Here is a 17765-nt window from a genome sequence, read left to right as displayed (position 1 = left end):
ACCGGTTAACCGCCGCAATCCGCACTCACGGTCACTCGTTGAGGCAGATTGCTTTCCGGCTGCGCCCCGCAGCCCCTCCCTTCAGGGATCTCCAGTACGGACAGGCAGAACGGTGAAAAGCATGAAGTTCTCCAAGCGGGCCGGCGCGATGCTGTTGGCGGTCGGTGCGGGCATGCTCGCCTCCCAGGGAGCGGCCAGTGCCGCCCCGGTCAGCCCCGACCAGGTCGGTGCCCTGGAGGACAAGCTGGCCACCCAGCAGGTCCTGGCGGACGTGCCGCTCACCCCGCTCGGCAGCCGCGTCACGGCCGGCATCCCGACCTCGCTGCTCCTGCCGCCGGCGCCCGGCCGCACCACCAGCACCGAGCTCATCCCGGACCGGCTGGTCCCCGAACTGCAGACCGGGAAGGTCGGCCCGAGCGCCAAGGCCCAGCTGCCGCTCCCGCTGGTCGACCGGGGTGCCGACCTCGGCCAGGTGCTGCTGGAGGCCCCGGCCTCGCCGCTGCACGCCGACGTTCCCGGCCTCGCCGTCGGCAAGCCGCTCGCCCTCGTCCAGGACGGCACCGGCCAGCTGGCCGACGGCCGGCTCAAGGTGGACGAGGTGGACCCGCGGCTGGTCACCGGCACGGTGCAGGCCGTTCCCGGGGCCACCGCCAGCCTCGGCGACGACGACCACCCGATCTCGGTCACCGACAAGGTGGGCGACCTGGCCGCGACCACCACCGCGACCACCACCGGCGTGGTGCAGCAGACCGGCCTGACCGACCTGACCCAGCTCTGAGCCGAGCGGCTCCGGGCACGGTGGAGCCCGGCACCCCGGACGCGACCGGGGTGCCGGGCTCCCGCCTGCGCCGGGCGGCTCAGCCCGGCAGCACGCCGGTCAGCCCGCCGACCAGCGGGAGGTCCCGGATACCGCCGCCGGCGCTCAGCGGGCCGGTCAGCCCGCCGGTGCCGACCGGGGCCAGGCCCTGGTCGGGCTTGACGGTCGCGCCGTTGTTGAGCACGTCGGCGGAGGAGTTCGCCCACGGGTCCAGGCGCAGGTCCTTGACCGGCGCGAGCCCGTAGCCGAGGCCGGAGGTCGTCCCGTTCAGCGCCTGACCGACGTCGGTCTTCGCCAGCTTGGCCGGGCCCGAGGCGGGGGCCGAACCGGTCGTGGTGGCGGCCTGCGCCGAGCCCGCGCCGAGCAGCATCGTGGCGCCGACGGCGACGACCAGGCAGGCCCCGCTCTTCTTCGAAACCATGCGGATCACCCTTCGGTGGATCGGGGGCCGGACGGCCACCGGCCGCCCGGGGATGCCGAACTGCCCCCCGGCCGGCTGGTCGGGGGGCAGTACGGCCGGAACGGGTGCCGATCGGGGATCAGCAGTCGTCCGCGGGCGGCGGGGGGAGCTCCACGTTGGCGCAGGTGTTGCCGAACGCCGGGTTGAGCAGGCCGACGACGTTGATGGAGTTGCCGCACAGGTTGACCGGGATGTGCACCGGGATCTGGACCTGGTTGCCGGAGACGACACCGGGGGAGCCGGCGGCCACGCCCTCGGCGCCGGAGCTGGCGGCGGCGGACCCGGCCGCGCCGAGCACCAGGCCGGCAGCGGCGGCGGACAGGACGGCGGCCTTCTTCACGTTCTGCATGGGGGTTGATCTCCTCGATCACACACGGGTGGAGCGTGCCGCGCCCCGGCGTCGCGGGGCGCGGCACTCGGTGAATCAGCTGTCGCCGGTGCGGCGACGGCCGGTTCAGCCGGCGTTGACGCAGGTGTTGCCGAACGCCGGGTTGAGCAGGCCGATGATGTTGATGGAGTTGCCGCACAGGTTGACCGGGATGTGCACCGGGATCTGGAGCTGGTTGCCGGAGAGCACACCGGGGGAGCCGGCGGCCACGCCCTCGGCGCCGGAGCTGGCGAACGCACCGCCGGCGGCACCGAGGACCAGACCGGTGGCGGCCAGGGACAGGACGGCGGCCTTCTTGAAGTTGCGCATCTCTTTCCTCCGTTTTCTGCCCGACGGATGGGAAATGTCGGGAGCCGGGCGAGCACGAATACTCACCCGCTGGCTTCTGGGGATTGCCGTGATTGTCACTCCGGCGGCGCACACCGGCGTGTTTCGCCCATGGCTCGGGCGTCGACGCGGCCGCCGCGTTGTTCCAGCACCTCGCGAACAATTCCCGCACGGCCGGGAGCGGTTCGGGCGGAGGTGCGACCAGGGGAATTCCCGGTCAGGCGCTGAGGCAGTTGTTGCCGAACGCCGGGTTTAGGAGGCCCACCACGTCGATCGAGTTGCCGCACACGTTGAGCGGAATGTGCACGGGCACCTCCACCGAGTTGCCCGAGACCACGCCGGCCGAGCCGGCCGCGACACCCTCGGCGGACGCGCCGTGCAGGTGGTGGGCGGACGCGACGCCGGCGCCGGCGGCGAGCAGGGCGGCGCCGGCCGCGGTGCCGACGACGCCGTGGGCGAGCTTGCGCATGGGAGGTACTCGATTCGTGTGGAGGGGGCCGGGTGGATCGTGTTCCGCCAGAGAGAACGAGGCACCGCGCGAGGGGAAACGGTCCGGTCCGCTGATCACCCGAATGCCGGTCGCCGTCCCCGTTGGGCCGGATGGGTGACAGTGCGTCCACTGTCGCAACCGGCCCGGGTGGGTGTCGTTCTTGATGTCGCACTCCCCGTGCATCTCTGTATGAACAGTCAGGAGGCTCGTATGAGCATCAAGAAGACCGCCGCCGTCGGCGCGGCCGTGGTGGGCATCGTGGCCGCCGGCGCCGGCACCGCGATGGCCAGCTCCGGCGCCGAGGGTGTCGCCGCGGGTTCCCCCGGTGTCATCTCGGGCAACCAGGTTCAGGTTCCGGTTCACGTTCCGGTCAACCTGTGCGGCAACACCATCGACATCATCGGTCTGCTGAACCCGGCGTTCGGCAACCACTGCGCCAACGTGGGCTGATCCTGCTCCCGGTTCGGCCGGTACGAGCCGCCGTTCCGCGCTTCCCTCCTGGGGCGCGGGGCGGCGGCTCTCCGCATGTCCGGGCGCATGCCGGGGCGTCAGGTTCCGGTGGTGTCACAAGCCTTGTTGCGTTACTTGTCAGTACCTAGAATATGAGACCTGCTCACCTTTCTTGCTCCGCGCCGCTCGGCGCCCGGCCGGGCGGCCCCCCACCCCCCCCGCAAGGAGTCGCGTGTGATCAGGTCCCGACTGACAGCGGCGCGGCGGCCCCGGACGGTGGCGCGCCGCTCCCCGTACGGCGCACTGCTCGCCACCGGCGCCCTCGTCGCCGCCCTCGGCCTGGCCGGCGCCCCCGCCGCCCTCGCCGACCCGGCTCCCGCGGCCGGTGCCACCCGCCCGGCCGCCATCGTCGCCCTGGGCGACAGCGCCATCTCCGGGGAGGGCGCCGGCACCGACACCAACGACGGCTACTTCCCGGAGACCGACAGCCCCACCAACTACTGCCACCGGCACCCCAAGTCGGAGATCTTCGTCACCGACATCCCCGGGGTCACCCCGATCGACCTCGCCTGCTCCGGCGCCCAGACCGGCGACCTGGTCAGCGACCCCGAACTCGCCAAGGTCACCGGCTCCGGCAGCGGCGACTTCGGCGAGCCCAAACAGGACGTCAAACTCGCCGACGCGGCGGGCAGGTACGACGTGAAGATGGTCGTCGTCACGATCGGCGCCAACGACGACTTCGACTTCAGCGGGATCATGATGCACTGCCTCGCGCAGTACTTCCCGATCCCCAAGGACCAGGGCTGCCGCGACACCATCGGCAGCGACGAGATCGTCCAGCGCGCCAAGCGGGTCCAGCCCAAGGTCGTCGCCGCGCTCCAGAACATCCGGCAGACCATGCGGAAGGCGGGCTACGCCGACTCCTCCTACCAGCTGGTCTACCAGTCGTACTTCAATCCGATCACCCCGGACATCCGGCGCAACGACTACCTCGGCAAGGTCGCCGACGGCTGCCCGGCCTTCCCCGAGGACCTGGCCTGGGGCCACAACTGGGTGGTGCCGACCTTCAGCGACGCGCTGCGCGGCGCCGCCGAGCAGGTGCCCGGCGTGCGCTACCTCGACCAGCGGCGGGTCGCCTTCGGCCACGAGGTCTGCGCGGAGTGGACCAGTTCCCCGTACGAGTACAGCAACGGGGACGTCATCAACCTCTCCGAGTGGGTCCGCAACGGCTGCGACTCGCAGATCGGCATCCCCGGGCTGTGCATGAACATGGTCCGCCAGTCGTACCACCTGAGGGTGGCCGGCTACCGCGGCGAGGGCGTCTGCCTCGGCCAGTTCTTCGCCAAGCCCGAACTGGCGCAGGCCTACTGCACGCTCAACCAGCAGAACACCACCTCCATCCAGCCGCTCACCCCCGGGCAGCCGTTCGCGGACGTCCCCGAGGACGGTTCCTGGTACCAGCTCACCAACGCGGCCAGCGGCAACGCGCTCGACCTCACCGGCGGCGGCACCTACGGCGACTCCACCAACGGCCGGGCCGCCATCACCTATCCGGCCACCGGCGGGCTCAACCAGTCCTTCGTCCTGGAGGCCAAGGCCGGCGGCAGCTACGAGCTCGACTTCAGCGGCAACCGGGACATGTGCCTGGACGCCAACGCCGCCTCCACCGCCGCCGGCACCCGCATCCAGCAGTGGCGCTGCAACGGCGGCGGCAACCAGCACTGGGTCCTCAAGCCGGCCGGCGGCGGCCGCTACAAGATCGCCGACTCCCAGGACCCGACCAAGGTGATCGCCCCCGGCACCACCCTCGACGCCAAGGGCAACCCCGCCGTCGAACTCGCCGCCGACACCGGCGCCGCCGGCCAGCTCTGGCAGCTCACCAAACTCGGCATCGTCTACCTCCACGGCTGATCCCCGGCCCTCCGCGGCGCCGCCCCCACCGATCGCGGGGGGGCGGCGCCACGGGGTTTTCGGGGCGGGCGGGCGTTCGCGGGGCAGCTGGGGACGTGCCGTAGGCTCACCTGAAATCGCTGCGCCGTAGCCGCGCGGACCACCAGCGTGGCGGGGAGTACCCAGAGCAGATGAGCACGGCATCGAGCACCGAGTCGTCCAGCACCGAGCCCGGCGCGCCCGCGGCGCCGGCGGCGGAGCGGCCCGCGGAGCGCTCCGAGGAGCGGGCGGGCCGGCGGCCCGGGCGGTTCGGCGCCCTGGTGGAGCGCTTCGCGCCCGCGCTCGGGGCGTACGCGGTGGTCAAGGCCATCGGTCTCACGGTCTTCATGCTGCTGCTGTCGCACACCGGGGACTACCTCAAGAAGAACCCGGGCCGCGGTGGCGGCGCCCAGCCGTGGGACGTGCTGGGCACCTGGGACGGCGTCTGGTACCAGCGGATCGCCGAGAACGGCTACGACCCGCAGCTGCTCCCGATGCACGGCTGGCCGCTGGCCTCCTACTACGAGAACTCGGCCGCCTTCTTCCCGCTCTACCCGTGGCTGATGCGGCTGGTCGGCGCGGTCACCGGGCTCGGCCCGTACGGCTCCGGGATCGCCGTCTCGGTGATCGCCTCGCTCGTCGCGGCGGCGGGGATCTTCGCGATCGCGGAGCGGCTCGGCGGCTTCCGGGCGGGCGTGATCGCCGCGGTGATCTGGGGCCTGTTCCCGGGTTCGGGGGTGGAGTGGGCGGTCTACTCGGACTCGCTGTTCGTCGCGCTGTCCGCCTGGGCCTGCTACTGCGTGATGACCCGCCACTGGCTGACGGCCGGCGTGCTGGCGCTGGTGGCGGGCCTCAACCGGCCGACCGCCGCCGCGCTGATCGCCGCGGTGTCGATCGCCGCGCTGGTGGCGCTGATCCGGCGCACCGACGGGGTGGCCCGGCCGCTGACCGCGATGCTGATCACCCCGTGGGGCCTGATCGGGTACGTCGTCTGGGTCGGCTACCGGATGGGCGACTGGGGCGGCTACTTCAAGCTCCAGCGGGGCGCCTGGAACCGCTACTTCGACGGCGGCGCCTCCACGGTCCGCACGATCATGGACGTGATCACCGGGCACTGGAACTTCTGGCAGTCCAACCCCACCCCGGACCTGATCGCGATCGCCCTGCTGATGGCCCTGCCCGGACTGCTGGTGCTGCTGTGGCGCACCCGGCCGCCGTTGGTGCTGGTGGTCTACACGGTGCTCACCATCGCCACCGCGCTGAGCAGCAACCAGATCTTCGGCAACATCTCGCGCTACCTGCTGCCGGCCTTCCCGCTGTTCATCGGTCTGGCGGTGGCGCTGCGCCGGGTGCGGACGTCCTCGCTGGTCGGCCTGCTCGCGATGCCGGTGCTGGCGGCGGGCTGGTACGCGGGGTATGCGCTGTTCGAGTTGGGCATCCCGTAGACCCGGGGTTGGTTGCCAACGGGATCATCCGGCAGTGGACGGGCCGTTGCTAATCTCGGACGTATGACGACGACCCCGCCCGTGCGCCAGATCCGTGACATCTCCGGCCTGCTGGACCACGCGAGCCACGTGCTGGCGACCCGGATGGCGGCCGCCTTCACCGAGCTCGGGATCACCCCCCGCGCGTACTCCGTGCTGTTCCACGCGCAGGAGACCGAGCGCACCCAGATCCAGCTGGCCGAGCTGTCGGACCTGGACAAGACCACCATGGTGGTCACCGTGGACGAGCTGGAGAAGGCGGGCCTGGCCGAGCGCCGCCCGTCCGCGACCGACCGCCGGGCCAGGATCATCTCCGTCACCGAGGCGGGCGAGCGCGTCGTCGAGCGGGGCACCGCGATCGCCGACCGGGTGCACCGGGAGGTGTTGGAGTCGCTGCCCGGCCCGGAGCGGGACGTGTTCGTGTCAGCGCTGACGCGCCTGGTGGACGGGCCGCTGGCGGAGCCGGTGGAGAGCGAACGGGCGGTACGGCGGGCCCGCCGCGCCCGGACGAACTGACGCGAGGTCACATCCGCTCGCCCCGGCCGCCGTTCGGCGGGCGGGGCGAAGGATTCCGGGAAGTCCTACGGCCAGACCAGGCAGTACAGCTGGTGCCCGGCCTCGTGCAGGCGGTTGGCGAAGTCCTGCCACTCGTGCAGCATGCTGTAGATCACGAAGGCGTCGCGCGGTCCGCGCCGGTCGGGGACGGTGGACCAGATGAAGGCGGCGGCGCCGAGCTCGGTCTCGTCGGCCTTGCGGAGCGGTTCGACGACGTTCTGCGGGAGTTGGACGACGGCGTAGTCGGGGTGCAGCACGACGAGTTCCAGCGGCGGGACCTGGTGCAGCGGGACGCCCTGGATGCCGGTGAGGACCATGGCGCTCATGGTCTCCGGCTTGATCTTGGTGGAGAGGTGGCCGTTGGGGGAGCCGCTGGTCTCCATCAGGTCGCCGAGCCGCCCGAGCGAGCCGAGTTCGCCGGCGTCCAGGCCGAGCCCGCCGGGCCCGAGGGCGGTGGGGACTCTGGCGGCGGTGGCGCGGTCCGGTGCGCCGAAGTACTTGTACGTCACCCCCACGCGTCCCTCACCCCGCCTCTCGCCGCCGCGGCGGCCACGACCCGTGCCCGCTCCCTTACCCCCGCGTGCGGTTTCGGCGGGCCTGCGGGAGCCCCCCGCAGCCTCGTCGTAGCCGTCCTGCGCCTCGGACACTCGGACCATCCTCACCGGAATTCGCCGGAATCGACAGACCCCCGCACGTCCGGCGTCCCTCCGGACGTGCTCCTTACCCGTCATGCGCCGCCGTACCCACTCGCGGTACGCGGCAGTCCTCTCCACACCCCTGCACACAACCGGAACACTTGCGCACTCTGAGTGCACAGTCTGACTGGTCCGTGCTCCGGAGCAGTCAGCGGCCCCGTCTGTACGGACAACCGTACAGACAACGGTGCCCGGATCATCGTTCCAGATGATCGGGTCCGACATGCAGAGCTCAAGGACACGATTTGAGACCATGTCTCCCGTGAGCTACCCCTACGAAGCCCCCCAGTCCCAGTCGCTGTTCGACCGCGCCTCCGTCGTGACGCCCGGCGGCGTCAACTCCCCGGTGCGCGCCTTCCGCGCGGTCGGCGGCACGCCGCGCTTCATGGTGTCCGGCACCGGCCCCTACCTCACCGACGCCGACGGCCGCGAGTACGTCGACCTGGTGTGCTCGTGGGGCCCGATGATCCTCGGTCACGCGCACCCCGCGGTGATCGACGCCGTCCAGCAGGCGGTCACCCGCGGCACCTCCTTCGGCACGCCCGGCCAGGGCGAGGTCGAGCTGGCCGAGGAGATCGTCGGCCGGGTCGCCCCGGTCGAGCAGGTCCGCCTGGTCTCCTCCGGCACCGAGGCCACCATGTCCGCGATCCGGCTGGCCCGCGGCTTCACCGGGCGCGCGAAGGTGGTGAAGTTCGCCGGCTGCTACCACGGCCACGTGGACGCCCTGCTGGCCGCCGCCGGTTCGGGCGTGGCCACCTTCGGCCTGCCGGACACCCCGGGCGTCACCGGCGCCCAGGCCGGCGACACCATCGTGCTGCCCTACAACGACCTGGCCGCCGTCGAGCAGGCCTTCGCCGCCCACCCGGGCGAGATCGCCTGCGTGATCACCGAGGCCTCGCCCGGCAACATGGGCGTCGTCCCGCCGCTGCCCGGCTTCAACGCGGGCCTGGCCCGGCTCTGCCGGACGAACGGCGCACTGTTCGTCTCGGACGAGGTGATGACCGGCTTCCGCGTCTCCAAGGCCGGCTGGTACGGCCTGGAGGCGGCGAACGAGGGCTGGGCGCCGGACCTGCTGACCTTCGGCAAGGTCATGGGCGGCGGCTTCCCGGCCGCGGCCTTCGGCGGGCGCGCCGACGTGATGGCCCACCTGGCCCCGGCCGGCCCGGTCTACCAGGCGGGCACCCTGTCCGGTAACCCGATCGCCACCGCGGCCGGCCTGGCCCAGCTGCGCGGCTGCACCGACGAGGTGTACGCGACCGTGGACAAGGTCGCCGCCGAGATCTCCGGCCTGGTGTCGCAGGCGCTCACCAAGGAGGGCGTGACGCACCGGCTGCAGACCGCCGGGAACATGTTCTCGGTGTTCTTCACCGAGGCCGCCGTCACCAACTACGACGAGGCCAAGACCCAGGAGGCGTACCGTTTCACCGCCTTCTTCCACGCGATGCTCGCCGAGGGCGTCTACCTGCCGCCGTCCGCCTTCGAGTCCTGGTTCGTCTCGGCGTCCCACGACGAGCGGGCGATCGAGCGGATCGCCGCCGCCCTTCCGGCCGCCGCCCGCGCGGCCGCCGCGGCCACGGTCTAGGCCCCGATCCATCCCTGCGAGCCCCAGGAGTACTGAGAAGTGAGCGCCAAAGAGATCACCGTCGTCCATCTGATGCGGCACGGTGAGGTGCACAACCCGGAGGGCATCCTGTACGGGCGCCTGCCGGGCTACCGGCTGTCCGAGCTGGGCCGGGAGATGGCCGAGCGGGTCGCCGAGGACCTGGCCGGCCGGGACATCACCCACGTGGTGGCGTCCCCGCTGGAGCGGGCCCAGGAGACCGCCGGGCCGATCGCCAAGGCGCACGGCCTGGACGTCGCGGCGGACGAGCGGCTGATCGAGGCGGACAACATCTTCGAGGGCAAGACCTTCGGCGTCGGCGACGGCTCGCTGCGGAACCCGGGCTACTGGAAGTACCTCACCAACCCGTTCAAGCCCTCCTGGGGCGAGCCCTACCTCGACCAGGTGGTGCGGATGATGGGCGCGCTCGGCGCCGCCCGGGACGCCGCGCGCGGGCACGAGGCGGTCTGCGTCAGCCACCAGCTGCCGATCTGGATCGTCCGCTCCTTCGTCGAGCGCCGCCGGCTCTGGCACGACCCGCGCCGCCGGCAGTGCTCGCTGGCCTCGCTGACCAGCTTCACCTTCGAGGGCGACAAGATCGTCTCGGTCGGCTACCGCGAGCCGGCCCGCGACCTGCTGCCCGCGCACCTGATCGGCAAGGGCGGCAAGGACAAGCCGGTGGGCAAGAGCTTCGGCGCGTGAGCCCGCGGGGCCGTTGGTAAACCCCGCGTAAGTATGGGATCGGGCCGCCCGGCGAGAACCGGGCGGCCCGACTCCGTCACAGGTCAGAGGGGGTGCGACGCGCTAGGGAGGACCCCGGCGAACCTGCCCGGAACTCCATGCGAAACTTTTCACATGTCTGCCATGGCGCGCCCCCGTCCCCGTGTCGCCGCAGCCGCCGCCACAGTCGCCGCCGCTGCGCTCGTCCTCACCGGCTGTTCCTCCTCGGGCTCGTCGGGCAGCGGCGAAGGCCAGGTCGGCTTCGTCACCGTCAAGGGGACCAACCTGTCCAAGGTGGACATCGGCAAGCGCGGGAGCGCGCCGGACATCTCCGGGCAGACCCTGGACGGCGGCCAGACCAAGCTCTCGGACTACCAGGGCAAGGTCGTGGTGCTGAACGTCTGGGGCTCCTGGTGCGGGCCGTGCCGGGCCGAGGCGAAGAGCCTCCAGGCCGTCTCGGAGAAGTACAAGGACCAGGGCGTCCAGTTCCTCGGCGTCAACACCCGGGACAGCGACAAGACCAACGCCGTCCGCTTCGAGCAGGAGCAGGGCGTCACCTACCCGAGCATCTTCGACCCGGCGGGCACCCAGCTGCTCAAGTTCCCCAAGGGCAGCCTCAGCCTGCAGTCGCTCCCGACCACCCTGATCGTCGACCGCGACGGCAAGCTGGCCGCCCGCGCCGTCGGCGGCACGACCCAGGACGCGCTGGAGTCGATCCTCCAGCCGGTGGTCGCGGAGCCGAAGCAGTGAGCCTGCCGCTACAGCTCGCCGACAACACCGGGACCCTCCAGAGCGGGGCACTGCTGGTGGCCGCGCCGATCGCGCTGGCGGCCGGGCTGGTCTCGTTCTTCTCGCCCTGCGTGCTGCCGCTCGTCCCCGGCTACCTGTCGTACGTGACCGGCTTCTCCGCCGCCGACCTCGCGGACGCCCGCGGTGCGCGGCGCGGCCGGATGCTGCTCGGGGCGACGCTGTTCATCCTCGGCTTCACCGCGGTGTTCGTCTCGGGCGGGGCGCTGTTCGGCCAGTTCGGCGACACCCTCAAGGAGCACCAGCGGGTCATCTCGATCGTGCTCGGCGCGCTGACCATCGTCATGGGCCTCGCCTTCATGGGCCTCGTCCCCGGCCTGAGCATGCGCGAGGTGCGCTCCCACCGCCGCCCGGCGGTCGGCCTGTGGGGCGCCCCGCTGCTCGGCGTGGTGTTCGGCGTCGGGTGGACGCCCTGCATCGGCCCGACCCTGGCGACCGTCCAGAACCTGGCCCTGAACCAGGCCGACGCGCAGCGCGGCGCCCTGCTGATGACCTTCTACTGCCTCGGTCTGGGCGTACCGTTCATCGTGGCCGCGCTCGCCTTCCGCCGGGCACTGGGTGCCTTCGGCTGGGTCAAGCGGCACTACCCGCTCGTCATGCGGATCGGCGGCGGCATGCTCGTCGCGGTCGGTCTGCTGCTCGTCACCGGGGTCTGGGACTCCACGATGAGCGAACTGCAGTCCTGGACCGCCGACTTCTCGATCGGAATCTGACCGTGAGCAAGACCACGACCGAGGCCGAGCTGCCCCAGGCGCCGGACGACGCGGCCGCCGAGCGGCTCAGCACCGCGCCGGTCGAGTCCGAGGGCCCGACCGGCATAGGGGTGCTGGGCTGGGCGCGCTGGATGTGGCGCCAGCTGACCTCGATGCGGGTCGCGCTGATCCTGCTCTTCCTGCTGTCGCTGGCCGCCATCCCGGGCTCGCTGATCCCGCAGTACCAGAACGGCCAGGGCCTGCTCAAGGTCGAGGCGTGGAAGACGCACCACACCACGGTCGCGCCGATCTACGAGAAGCTCCAGCTGTTCGACGTCTACAGCTCGGTCTGGTTCTCCGCGATCTACATCCTGCTGTTCGTCTCGCTGGCCGGCTGCATCGTCCCGCGCACCTGGCAGTTCGTCGGCGTGCTGCGGGCCCAGCCGCCCACCGCGCCGCGCAACCTGACCAGGATGCCGGTCTACGCGGCCTGGCGCACCGAGGCGGACGCCGACGCGGTGAACGCCGCCGCCCACCGGCTGCTGCGCAAGCGCCGGTTCCGCGCCAACCTGGCCGGCGGCTCGGTGGCCGCCGAGAAGGGCTACCTGCGCGAGGTCGGCAACCTGCTCTTCCACATGTCGCTGTTCGCGCTGCTCGGCGGCTTCGCCTGGGCCAGCCTGGCGTCCGGCACCGGCGGCAAGCTGATGGTCGAGGGCGAGGGCTACTCCAACACCATCACCCAGCTCGACGACTTCAACGGCACGCGGTTCTACGGCACCGAGGACCTCGACCCGTTCTACCTGAAGCTGAACGGCTTCACCGCCAAGTTCCAGGACAAGGGCGACCAGATCGGCGCCGCCCGGCAGTTCACCGCGAACGTCGAGTACACGGCGGGCGAGGACACCTCGAAGCTCAAGCAGGGCACGATCGAGGTCAACCACCCGCTGGAGATCGGCGGCAGCAAGGTCTTCCTGATCGGTCACGGCTACGCCCCGGTCATCACCGTCAAGAACGGCAAGGGCGACGTCGTCTACCGGGGCGCCGTGCCGTTCCTGCCGCAGGACGGCAACCTGACCTCGACCGGTGTCGTGAAGGTCTCCGACTACGGCGTCGGACCGGACGGCAGCTCGACCCAGATGGGCTTCTCCGGCTTCTTCCTGCCGACGGCGCCGCTGAGCTTCGAGGGCACCGGCCCGGTCTCGCTCTTCCCCGGCGACGCCGCCCCCGAGCTGGTGCTGAACGCCTTCGCGGGCGACCTGGGCACCGACTCCGGCCTGCCGCAGAACATCTACCAGCTCAACACCCGCAAGCTGACCCAGCTGACCCAGGACGGCCAGCCCGCCAAGGCCCGGCTCAAGCCCGGCCAGGCCTGGGACCTGCCGGACGGCTACGGCAGCGTCACCTTCGAGGGCTACAAGCAGTGGGCCAGCTTCAACGTCTCGCACCGCCCGGGCAACACGATCGCCCTGACCGGTGCGGTGCTGGCGATCCTCGGCCTGATCGGCTCGCTGTTCGTGCAGCGCCGCCGGATCTGGGTGCGCGCGGTCGCCCTGCCGGGCGGCGGCACCCAGGTGGAGCTGGCCGGTCTGGCCCGCAGTGAGTCGGCGAAGATCGCCGAGGAGCTGGCCGAACTCGCGGTGGACCTCCAGGACGACGCCCCGGCGTCGGAGGACGAGGACGACGCCGCACCCGAAGGCCCCGCGCCCGAAGGCCCCACAGCCGAAGGCCCCGCGGCTTCGGACGCACCCGCAGAACCCGCAGTCCCTGCCGACCAGAACTCCAAGGAGTAGACGGTGCATCTCGCCTCGGGGGTCGACCCACAGCTGGCCGACCTCTCCAACAAGCTGATCTATTCGGCGATGGTGGTCTACACGCTCGCCATGTTCGCCCACATGATCGAGTGGACCTTCGGCAGCAAGGGCGCCGTCGCCGTCCGCTCGACGGAGCAGTCGGGCAGTCTGTCCGAGACCGTCGCCGGGACCAAGGGCGCGAAGAAGGTCACCGTCACCGTGGCGGGGGCCGGTGGCGGCACCACCACGCTCACCCGCACCGCCCTGGCGGGCGAGGGCGCGACGGTGGTCACCAGCGGGCGCGGCGCGGACGAGGAGGACGGTCCGGGCGCGGCGGGCAACAGCACCCGCGCCGACCTGGCCGGCCGGATCGCGGTCTCGCTCACCGTGCTGGGCGCCCTGCTGCACGCCGGCGGCATCGTCACCCGCGGCCTCTCGGTCTCCCGCTGGCCGTGGGGCAACATGTACGAGTTCTCCTGCGCCTTCGCCTTCGCCATGACGGCGGCGTACCTGGTGCTGCTGGCCTCGAAGAAGAACGTCCGCTGGCTCGGCCTGCCGGTCGTGCTCGCGGGGCTGCTGACCCTCGGCATCGCCACCACGGTGCTCTACACCGACTCCGAGCAGCTCGTCCCGGCGCTGCACTCGCCGTGGCTGGCGATCCACGTCTCGACCGCGATCTTCTGCGGCGGCGCCTTCTACGCGGCGTTCATCGCCACGCTGCTGTACCTCGGCAAGGACTCCTTCGACAAGCGGATCGCGGCCGGCCTGACCACCGGCCCGCTGGGCACCCCGGCGTCGATCTGGCGCCGGCTGCCCGCCGCGTCCACCTTCGACAAGCTGTCCTACCGGATCAACGCCCTGGTCTTCCCGCTCTGGACCTTCACCATCATCGCGGGCGCGATCTGGGCCGAGGCGGCCTGGGGCAAGTACTGGGAGTGGGACCCGAAGGAGACCTGGTCGTTCATCACCTGGGTCGCCTACGCCTGCTACCTGCACGCCCGCGCGACGGCCGGCTGGAAGGGCCGCAAGGCGGCCTACCTGGCGCTGGCGGCCTTCGCCTGCTGGCTCTTCAACTACTACGGCGTGAACATCTTCGTCACCGGCAAGCACTCCTACGCGGGGATCTGACCGGGGCACACAGTCACCCACCGGCCCGGCTCTCCGCAGAAGGTAGCCGGGCCGAGGTGCGACAGGGGTAGTTCGTGCCGGCCGCCGGCCGGCACGGGGAGGAACGAGGAGGAAATCGCGCAATGGAGTGCGACGAGGTCATGCTGACCGTCCGAATCACCGCCGCCGAGCGCACGTTGCTCCGCCGGCTCGCCCAGGGACACCGCAGCGACGTGTCCGAGGTGGTGGCCGACGGCCTGCTGGACATCATCCCCACGCTCAGCTCGCCGGGGGACGCCTACCGTCTGCTGGGCGCCCTGGCGGCGCCGGCGCCGTGCGCGCTGACGGTCTGGCTGCCGACCCCGCTGGCCGACCTGCTGGTGCCCGGCGCGGCGCGGATCGCGCAGGTCACCGAGGTCCGGATCGAGTCGGCCAGCGCGATGCTGGGCGCGGCGCTGCGGCTCTGGCTGGCCCAGGACCCGGTCCGGCTGGCCACCAACCTCAGCGTGATGCACGCGGGTCGGCCGTCGGCGCTGGTCGCCGCCTAGCGGGCGGCCAAGGGGGCCCAGGGGGCGCTCAGGGGAGGCCGGTTCAACTGGCCAGCGGTAGCCGGGGGCTGCCGATGCCCTGGCCGGCGGGGTGGTCGTCGAAGGCCTCCCGCCGGGCGGGTACCGTCGGCGGCTCGCCCGGTCTGTCACCCCGTCTGTCGGCCGGCCTGTCCGCCGATCCGTCGGCGGGCCCGTCGATCGGTTCGGTGAGCAGCCGGCAGTCGGCCGCCGTCCGCCCGTCCTGGACCAGCAGCACCCGGACGGGCAGCCGGCGGCCGTCCGGCGCCTGCTCGTGGACCGCCTGGACGAGGCAGGGCCGGTCCAGCTCGATGTAGTGGTCGAAGGACGTCACCAGCTCGACCGGCACCACCGGTTCGGGGTGGCGCAGCCGCTGGGCGGCCTGCCGGGCGGCCTCCAGTACCAGCATCCCGGGCACGTGGTCCAGCTCGTGGTCGAACAGCACCGGGTGCCCGGCGTCGGTGCGCAGCAGCCAGGTGTCGGGCCGCAGGGTGGGGCTGAGCACGACGTCCGTGGGCTGTGCGCGGCCGACCAGTTCGGGCGCGGTGGGCGCGGGCGGCCGGGGCAGGGCGGCGGTCTGCCGCTCGGGGCCGCGCAGCCGGGCGTAGGAGGCGGGGGAGACGACCCGCAACTGGCCGGAGCCGTGGCCGATCGGGTGGCCGTCCCGGGATATGTCGATGTGCACCCGCAGCGAGACCAGCCGGCCGTGCCGCATCCGGACGTCCTCGCAGCCGACCGCGAGCATCAGCGAGGCCGGTCCGGTGGTGACGGCCAGGCCGCGCAGCCCGTCCGGGCCGAGCGCGTAGGAGAGGTCCTCCATGACGAAGTGGTGGCCGCGCGGCACCCCGAAGCCGGCGTGGCCGATCAGCAGCCCGGCCTGCCGGATGGTCTCGGCCATCAGCACCGGGTCGTGGAAGCGGTCCCCGGGCAGGCGGTAGAAGGCGTGCAGCCGGGGCCACTGGGCGCCGAGCAGGAAGTCGTACGGACCGGTGGCCTGCCAGCCGGTGAGGAACACCTCGGACACCGAGGTGCGGTGCACCAGGTGGCGGGAGACGGTCCGCTCGTGGAAGTCGTAGCCGGGACCGGGGTGGGCGTACGGACCGTGGGCGTCCGGCTCTACGATCAATGGCATGACGGGCCCCACTCCAGGGTGACGGTCGAGCGGCCGGTACGGTCGCCTGAGATAAAACATACAGACCACCCGGTTTCTCTTCTGCGTCTGGGGTGGCCCCTGCCGCGCAGCCCGACGCGACCACGCTACCCCTCCCCTGGACTGGGGTAATGGCCGCCCGGGGGGCGGCAGGCCCGGGGTGGGGGTGCTCCCCACTGGACGGCGGGGTCCGCGAAGGAGCTAGATTAGATACCAACCATGCGGTTTCGGTCGGCGCCGTCCGCATGCGAGGCGTCGCCCCCAACGGCGGCGCGCCGACAGCAGCGGGGCGGGCGGGGGGAAACGCGTCCGGCCGAGTCCGGAGGGGGCCAGTGGTCAAGCAGGAACGTGCGGGGCGGACCAGGCGTGCCGTGCTGCTCGCCGCGGCGGACACGTTCGCCGGCGTGGGCTTCGAGGCCGCCAGCCTGGTCGACATCAGCCGCCGGGCCGGGGTGAGCAAGGGCGCCCTCTACTTCCACTTCGTCTCCAAGCAGGCCCTCGCCGACGGCGTGCGCGCCGCCGCCGGGCGCGAGGTCGGCTCGGCCGCGCTGCGCGCCCTGCGCTCCGGCGGACCGGCCCTCCAGGGACTGATCGACTTCTCGCACGAACTCGCCCGGCTGCTGCGCGAGGACGTGATGGTCCGGGCCGGCGTCCGGCTCGGCCGCCAGGGCCCGCCCCGGGCCGACACCCCGGACGGCCCGCCCGGCGCGGACGCCGCCTGGCGCAGCCTCACCGCCGTCGTCCACCGGCTGCTCGACCGCGCCGCCGAGGCCGGCGAGCTGCGCCCCGGGCTGGACCGCCGGGCCGCCGCCGAACTGCTGACGACGATGGCGGCCGGCCAGGTACTGCTCGCCGCCGAGGAGGCCGACCGGCCCGGGCCGGAGGCCGTCGCCCGGCTCTGGGCGGCCGCGCTGCCGGCCCTGGTGGCGGTGGAGCACTGCGCCGGCTACCGGCTCTGAGTGGCCCCGGGCGGCCCGGGGCGGAAAGCCCCCGGAGCCCCTAGGAGGGCACGCGTTCGGCGACGCTCAGCCGGGCGAGCGCGTGCGGCTGGACCAGGCCGGGCAGCACCAGCGTCCACAGGTCGGACATCCGCTGGATGAGGTCCCGCCGGTCGGTCAGTACCTGGGAGCTCAGCTGGATCCCGGTGACGGCCCCGGTGATCACCCCGGCGGCGGCCGCCAGGTCGATCCCCGGGTGGAGGTCCCCGGCGTCCCGGGCGCGTTCCAGCAGCCCGCGGGCCACGTCGGACCAGCCCTGGTAGGCGGCGATCTGCGGCTGGGTGAAGCTGCCGTGCTCGATCGTCAGCCGGATGCTGCCGCGCACCAGCGGGTCGTCCTGGAGGGCGTGGGCGAAGGCGTACCCGAGGTCGATCAGGGTCTGGACCGGGCTGTCCGAGGACGGCTGCCAGGTGCCCAGCCAGGCGCCCTGCCCCTCGATGACGGCGAGCGCCAGCTCCTCCTTGGAGCGGAAGTGGAAGTACAGCGCGCCCTTGGTGACACCGGCCCGGTCCAGGATCTCGGACATCGTGGCGGCGGCGTAGCCCCGCTCGTCGAACACCTCGGCCGCCGCGAGGAGTACCGTCTGGCGGGTCGCCAGCGCGCGGGCCTGCCTGGCCATCGCAGCCTCCCTGGATAGTTCTGGTCCATCGGCAGCGGCCGATCCTATGGGGGCCGACGGGGCGGCGGGCCGCATACCGTCCAGTAGGTATTCTACCGAGCCGCGCCGGGGCGGAACGGAC

20 protein-coding genes are annotated in these 17765 nt (G+C 72.3%); 13 read left to right on the top strand and 7 right to left on the bottom strand.

All coding sequences use genetic code 11. The features are described 5' to 3' along the window. Nucleotides 1–121: 121 nt before the first annotated feature. Complete coding sequence (locus tag ACIQVZ_RS09890; RefSeq protein ID WP_402448554.1) at nucleotides 122–778, top strand: hypothetical protein; 657 nt, start codon at nucleotides 122–124, stop codon at nucleotides 776–778. A 79-nt stretch (nucleotides 779–857) separates the two neighbouring features. Here the strand turns inward: ACIQVZ_RS09890 and ACIQVZ_RS09885 are convergent, their stop codons facing one another. From ACIQVZ_RS09885 to ACIQVZ_RS09870, 4 genes are all read right to left on the bottom strand, one after another. After that, entirely contained in the window at nucleotides 858–1238 is a 381-nt protein-coding gene (locus tag ACIQVZ_RS09885; protein WP_350878444.1) for a hypothetical protein, read from the bottom strand. Nucleotides 1239–1356: 118 nt separating this feature from the next. After that, nucleotides 1357–1626, bottom strand: coding sequence for a chaplin (locus ACIQVZ_RS09880; RefSeq protein WP_402448552.1), 270 nt, complete (start codon nucleotides 1624–1626; stop codon nucleotides 1357–1359). A gap of 105 nt (nucleotides 1627–1731) precedes the next feature. Continuing rightward, nucleotides 1732–1974 (bottom strand): chaplin, encoded by a 243-nt coding sequence (locus ACIQVZ_RS09875; RefSeq protein WP_350878447.1) that lies wholly within the window; start codon nucleotides 1972–1974, stop codon nucleotides 1732–1734. A gap of 235 nt (nucleotides 1975–2209) precedes the next feature. After that, nucleotides 2210–2461, bottom strand: coding sequence for a chaplin (locus ACIQVZ_RS09870; protein ID WP_350878448.1), 252 nt, complete (start codon nucleotides 2459–2461; stop codon nucleotides 2210–2212). A 231-nt stretch (nucleotides 2462–2692) separates the two neighbouring features. Here ACIQVZ_RS09870 and ACIQVZ_RS09865 point away from each other — a divergent pair, with 231 nt between their 5' ends. From ACIQVZ_RS09865 to ACIQVZ_RS09850, 4 genes are all read left to right on the top strand, one after another. Continuing rightward, nucleotides 2693–2932 carry a chaplin gene (locus tag ACIQVZ_RS09865; RefSeq protein ID WP_350878450.1) on the top strand — a complete coding sequence of 80 codons (240 nt, stop codon included), beginning with the start codon at nucleotides 2693–2695 and terminating at the stop codon, nucleotides 2930–2932. 234 nt (nucleotides 2933–3166) lie between these two features. After that, entirely contained in the window at nucleotides 3167–4843 is a 1677-nt protein-coding gene (locus ACIQVZ_RS09860; RefSeq protein ID WP_402448548.1) for an RICIN domain-containing protein, read from the top strand. A 170-nt stretch (nucleotides 4844–5013) separates the two neighbouring features. Further along, the gene (locus tag ACIQVZ_RS09855) at nucleotides 5014–6306 is read left to right on the top strand and encodes a glycosyltransferase family 39 protein (protein WP_402448547.1); all 1293 of its coding nucleotides are present in this window, start codon (nucleotides 5014–5016) and stop codon (nucleotides 6304–6306) included. Between the two features lie 63 nt (nucleotides 6307–6369). Continuing rightward, the gene (locus ACIQVZ_RS09850) at nucleotides 6370–6861 is read left to right on the top strand and encodes a MarR family transcriptional regulator (protein ID WP_350878453.1); all 492 of its coding nucleotides are present in this window, start codon (nucleotides 6370–6372) and stop codon (nucleotides 6859–6861) included. A 65-nt stretch (nucleotides 6862–6926) separates the two neighbouring features. Here the strand turns inward: ACIQVZ_RS09850 and ACIQVZ_RS09845 are convergent, their stop codons facing one another. After that, complete coding sequence (locus tag ACIQVZ_RS09845; protein ID WP_371518320.1) at nucleotides 6927–7556, bottom strand: hypothetical protein; 630 nt, start codon at nucleotides 7554–7556, stop codon at nucleotides 6927–6929. Between the two features lie 292 nt (nucleotides 7557–7848). Here ACIQVZ_RS09845 and hemL point away from each other — a divergent pair, with 292 nt between their 5' ends. The 7 genes from hemL to ACIQVZ_RS09810 all read left to right on the top strand — a co-directional run bounded on the left by hemL (nucleotide 7849) and on the right by ACIQVZ_RS09810 (nucleotide 14859). Further along, the gene (hemL, locus tag ACIQVZ_RS09840) at nucleotides 7849–9177 is read left to right on the top strand and encodes a glutamate-1-semialdehyde 2,1-aminomutase (protein ID WP_402448544.1); all 1329 of its coding nucleotides are present in this window, start codon (nucleotides 7849–7851) and stop codon (nucleotides 9175–9177) included. A 72-nt stretch (nucleotides 9178–9249) separates the two neighbouring features. Then, the gene (locus ACIQVZ_RS09835; protein ID WP_079136296.1) at nucleotides 9250–9897 is read left to right on the top strand and encodes a histidine phosphatase family protein; all 648 of its coding nucleotides are present in this window, start codon (nucleotides 9250–9252) and stop codon (nucleotides 9895–9897) included. 162 nt (nucleotides 9898–10059) lie between these two features. Then, nucleotides 10060–10665, top strand: a complete 606-nt coding sequence (locus tag ACIQVZ_RS09830) for a TlpA disulfide reductase family protein (protein ID WP_350878455.1) — start codon at nucleotides 10060–10062, stop codon at nucleotides 10663–10665. After that, the gene (locus ACIQVZ_RS09825) at nucleotides 10662–11435 is read left to right on the top strand and encodes a cytochrome c biogenesis protein CcdA (RefSeq protein ID WP_350878456.1); all 774 of its coding nucleotides are present in this window, start codon (nucleotides 10662–10664) and stop codon (nucleotides 11433–11435) included. Before ACIQVZ_RS09830 ends, ACIQVZ_RS09825 begins: the two co-directional genes overlap by 4 nt. Before the next feature lie 2 nt (nucleotides 11436–11437). Then, nucleotides 11438–13204: a cytochrome c biogenesis protein ResB gene (locus ACIQVZ_RS09820; RefSeq protein ID WP_402448542.1), complete on the top strand. Its 1767-nt coding sequence runs from the start codon at nucleotides 11438–11440 to the stop codon at nucleotides 13202–13204. A 3-nt stretch (nucleotides 13205–13207) separates the two neighbouring features. Continuing rightward, entirely contained in the window at nucleotides 13208–14332 is a 1125-nt protein-coding gene (gene ccsB, locus ACIQVZ_RS09815) for a c-type cytochrome biogenesis protein CcsB (protein WP_402448539.1), read from the top strand. A gap of 122 nt (nucleotides 14333–14454) precedes the next feature. Further along, complete coding sequence (locus ACIQVZ_RS09810) at nucleotides 14455–14859, top strand: hypothetical protein (RefSeq protein WP_402448537.1); 405 nt, start codon at nucleotides 14455–14457, stop codon at nucleotides 14857–14859. 43 nt (nucleotides 14860–14902) lie between these two features. Here ACIQVZ_RS09810 and ACIQVZ_RS09805 read toward each other — a convergent pair whose 3' ends face one another. Beyond that, the gene (locus ACIQVZ_RS09805; protein ID WP_402448535.1) at nucleotides 14903–16009 is read right to left on the bottom strand and encodes a ScbA/BarX family gamma-butyrolactone biosynthesis protein; all 1107 of its coding nucleotides are present in this window, start codon (nucleotides 16007–16009) and stop codon (nucleotides 14903–14905) included. 350 nt (nucleotides 16010–16359) lie between these two features. Between ACIQVZ_RS09805 and ACIQVZ_RS09800 the strand changes: the two genes are divergently transcribed. After that, complete coding sequence (locus ACIQVZ_RS09800) at nucleotides 16360–16986, top strand: ScbR family autoregulator-binding transcription factor (RefSeq protein WP_350878464.1); 627 nt, start codon at nucleotides 16360–16362, stop codon at nucleotides 16984–16986. A gap of 40 nt (nucleotides 16987–17026) precedes the next feature. On the opposite strand, the gene ACIQVZ_RS09795 is transcribed toward ACIQVZ_RS09800, so the two are convergent. After that, entirely contained in the window at nucleotides 17027–17644 is a 618-nt protein-coding gene (locus ACIQVZ_RS09795; protein WP_350878465.1) for a ScbR family autoregulator-binding transcription factor, read from the bottom strand. Nucleotides 17645–17765 lie beyond the last annotated feature (121 nt).

The organism is Kitasatospora sp. NPDC098663, assembly GCF_044760075.1.
Classification (GTDB): Bacteria; Actinomycetota; Actinomycetes; order Streptomycetales; family Streptomycetaceae; genus Kitasatospora.
This window is presented reverse-complemented; position numbering and strand designations above follow the sequence as displayed.

Coding starts and splice junctions, on each gene's coding strand:
- ACIQVZ_RS09845 (WP_371518320.1), bottom strand. CDS start 7,556: ATGGTCCGAGTGTCCGAGGCGCAGGACGGCTACGACGAGGCTGCGGGG.
- ACIQVZ_RS09855 (WP_402448547.1), top strand. CDS start 5,014: ATGAGCACGGCATCGAGCACCGAGTCGTCCAGCACCGAGCCCGGCGCG.
- ACIQVZ_RS09805 (WP_402448535.1), bottom strand. CDS start 16,009: ATGCCATTGATCGTAGAGCCGGACGCCCACGGTCCGTACGCCCACCCC.
- ACIQVZ_RS09890 (WP_402448554.1), top strand. CDS start 122: ATGAAGTTCTCCAAGCGGGCCGGCGCGATGCTGTTGGCGGTCGGTGCG.
- ACIQVZ_RS09835 (WP_079136296.1), top strand. CDS start 9,250: ATGCGGCACGGTGAGGTGCACAACCCGGAGGGCATCCTGTACGGGCGC.
- ACIQVZ_RS09880 (WP_402448552.1), bottom strand. CDS start 1,626: ATGCAGAACGTGAAGAAGGCCGCCGTCCTGTCCGCCGCCGCTGCCGGC.
- ACIQVZ_RS09865 (WP_350878450.1), top strand. CDS start 2,693: ATGAGCATCAAGAAGACCGCCGCCGTCGGCGCGGCCGTGGTGGGCATC.
- ACIQVZ_RS09830 (WP_350878455.1), top strand. CDS start 10,060: ATGGCGCGCCCCCGTCCCCGTGTCGCCGCAGCCGCCGCCACAGTCGCC.
- ACIQVZ_RS09875 (WP_350878447.1), bottom strand. CDS start 1,974: ATGCGCAACTTCAAGAAGGCCGCCGTCCTGTCCCTGGCCGCCACCGGT.
- hemL (WP_402448544.1), top strand. CDS start 7,849: ATGTCTCCCGTGAGCTACCCCTACGAAGCCCCCCAGTCCCAGTCGCTG.
- ACIQVZ_RS09850 (WP_350878453.1), top strand. CDS start 6,370: ATGACGACGACCCCGCCCGTGCGCCAGATCCGTGACATCTCCGGCCTG.
- ACIQVZ_RS09795 (WP_350878465.1), bottom strand. CDS start 17,644: ATGGCCAGGCAGGCCCGCGCGCTGGCGACCCGCCAGACGGTACTCCTC.
- ACIQVZ_RS09885 (WP_350878444.1), bottom strand. CDS start 1,238: ATGGTTTCGAAGAAGAGCGGGGCCTGCCTGGTCGTCGCCGTCGGCGCC.
- ACIQVZ_RS09870 (WP_350878448.1), bottom strand. CDS start 2,461: ATGCGCAAGCTCGCCCACGGCGTCGTCGGCACCGCGGCCGGCGCCGCC.
- ACIQVZ_RS09810 (WP_402448537.1), top strand. CDS start 14,455: ATGGAGTGCGACGAGGTCATGCTGACCGTCCGAATCACCGCCGCCGAG.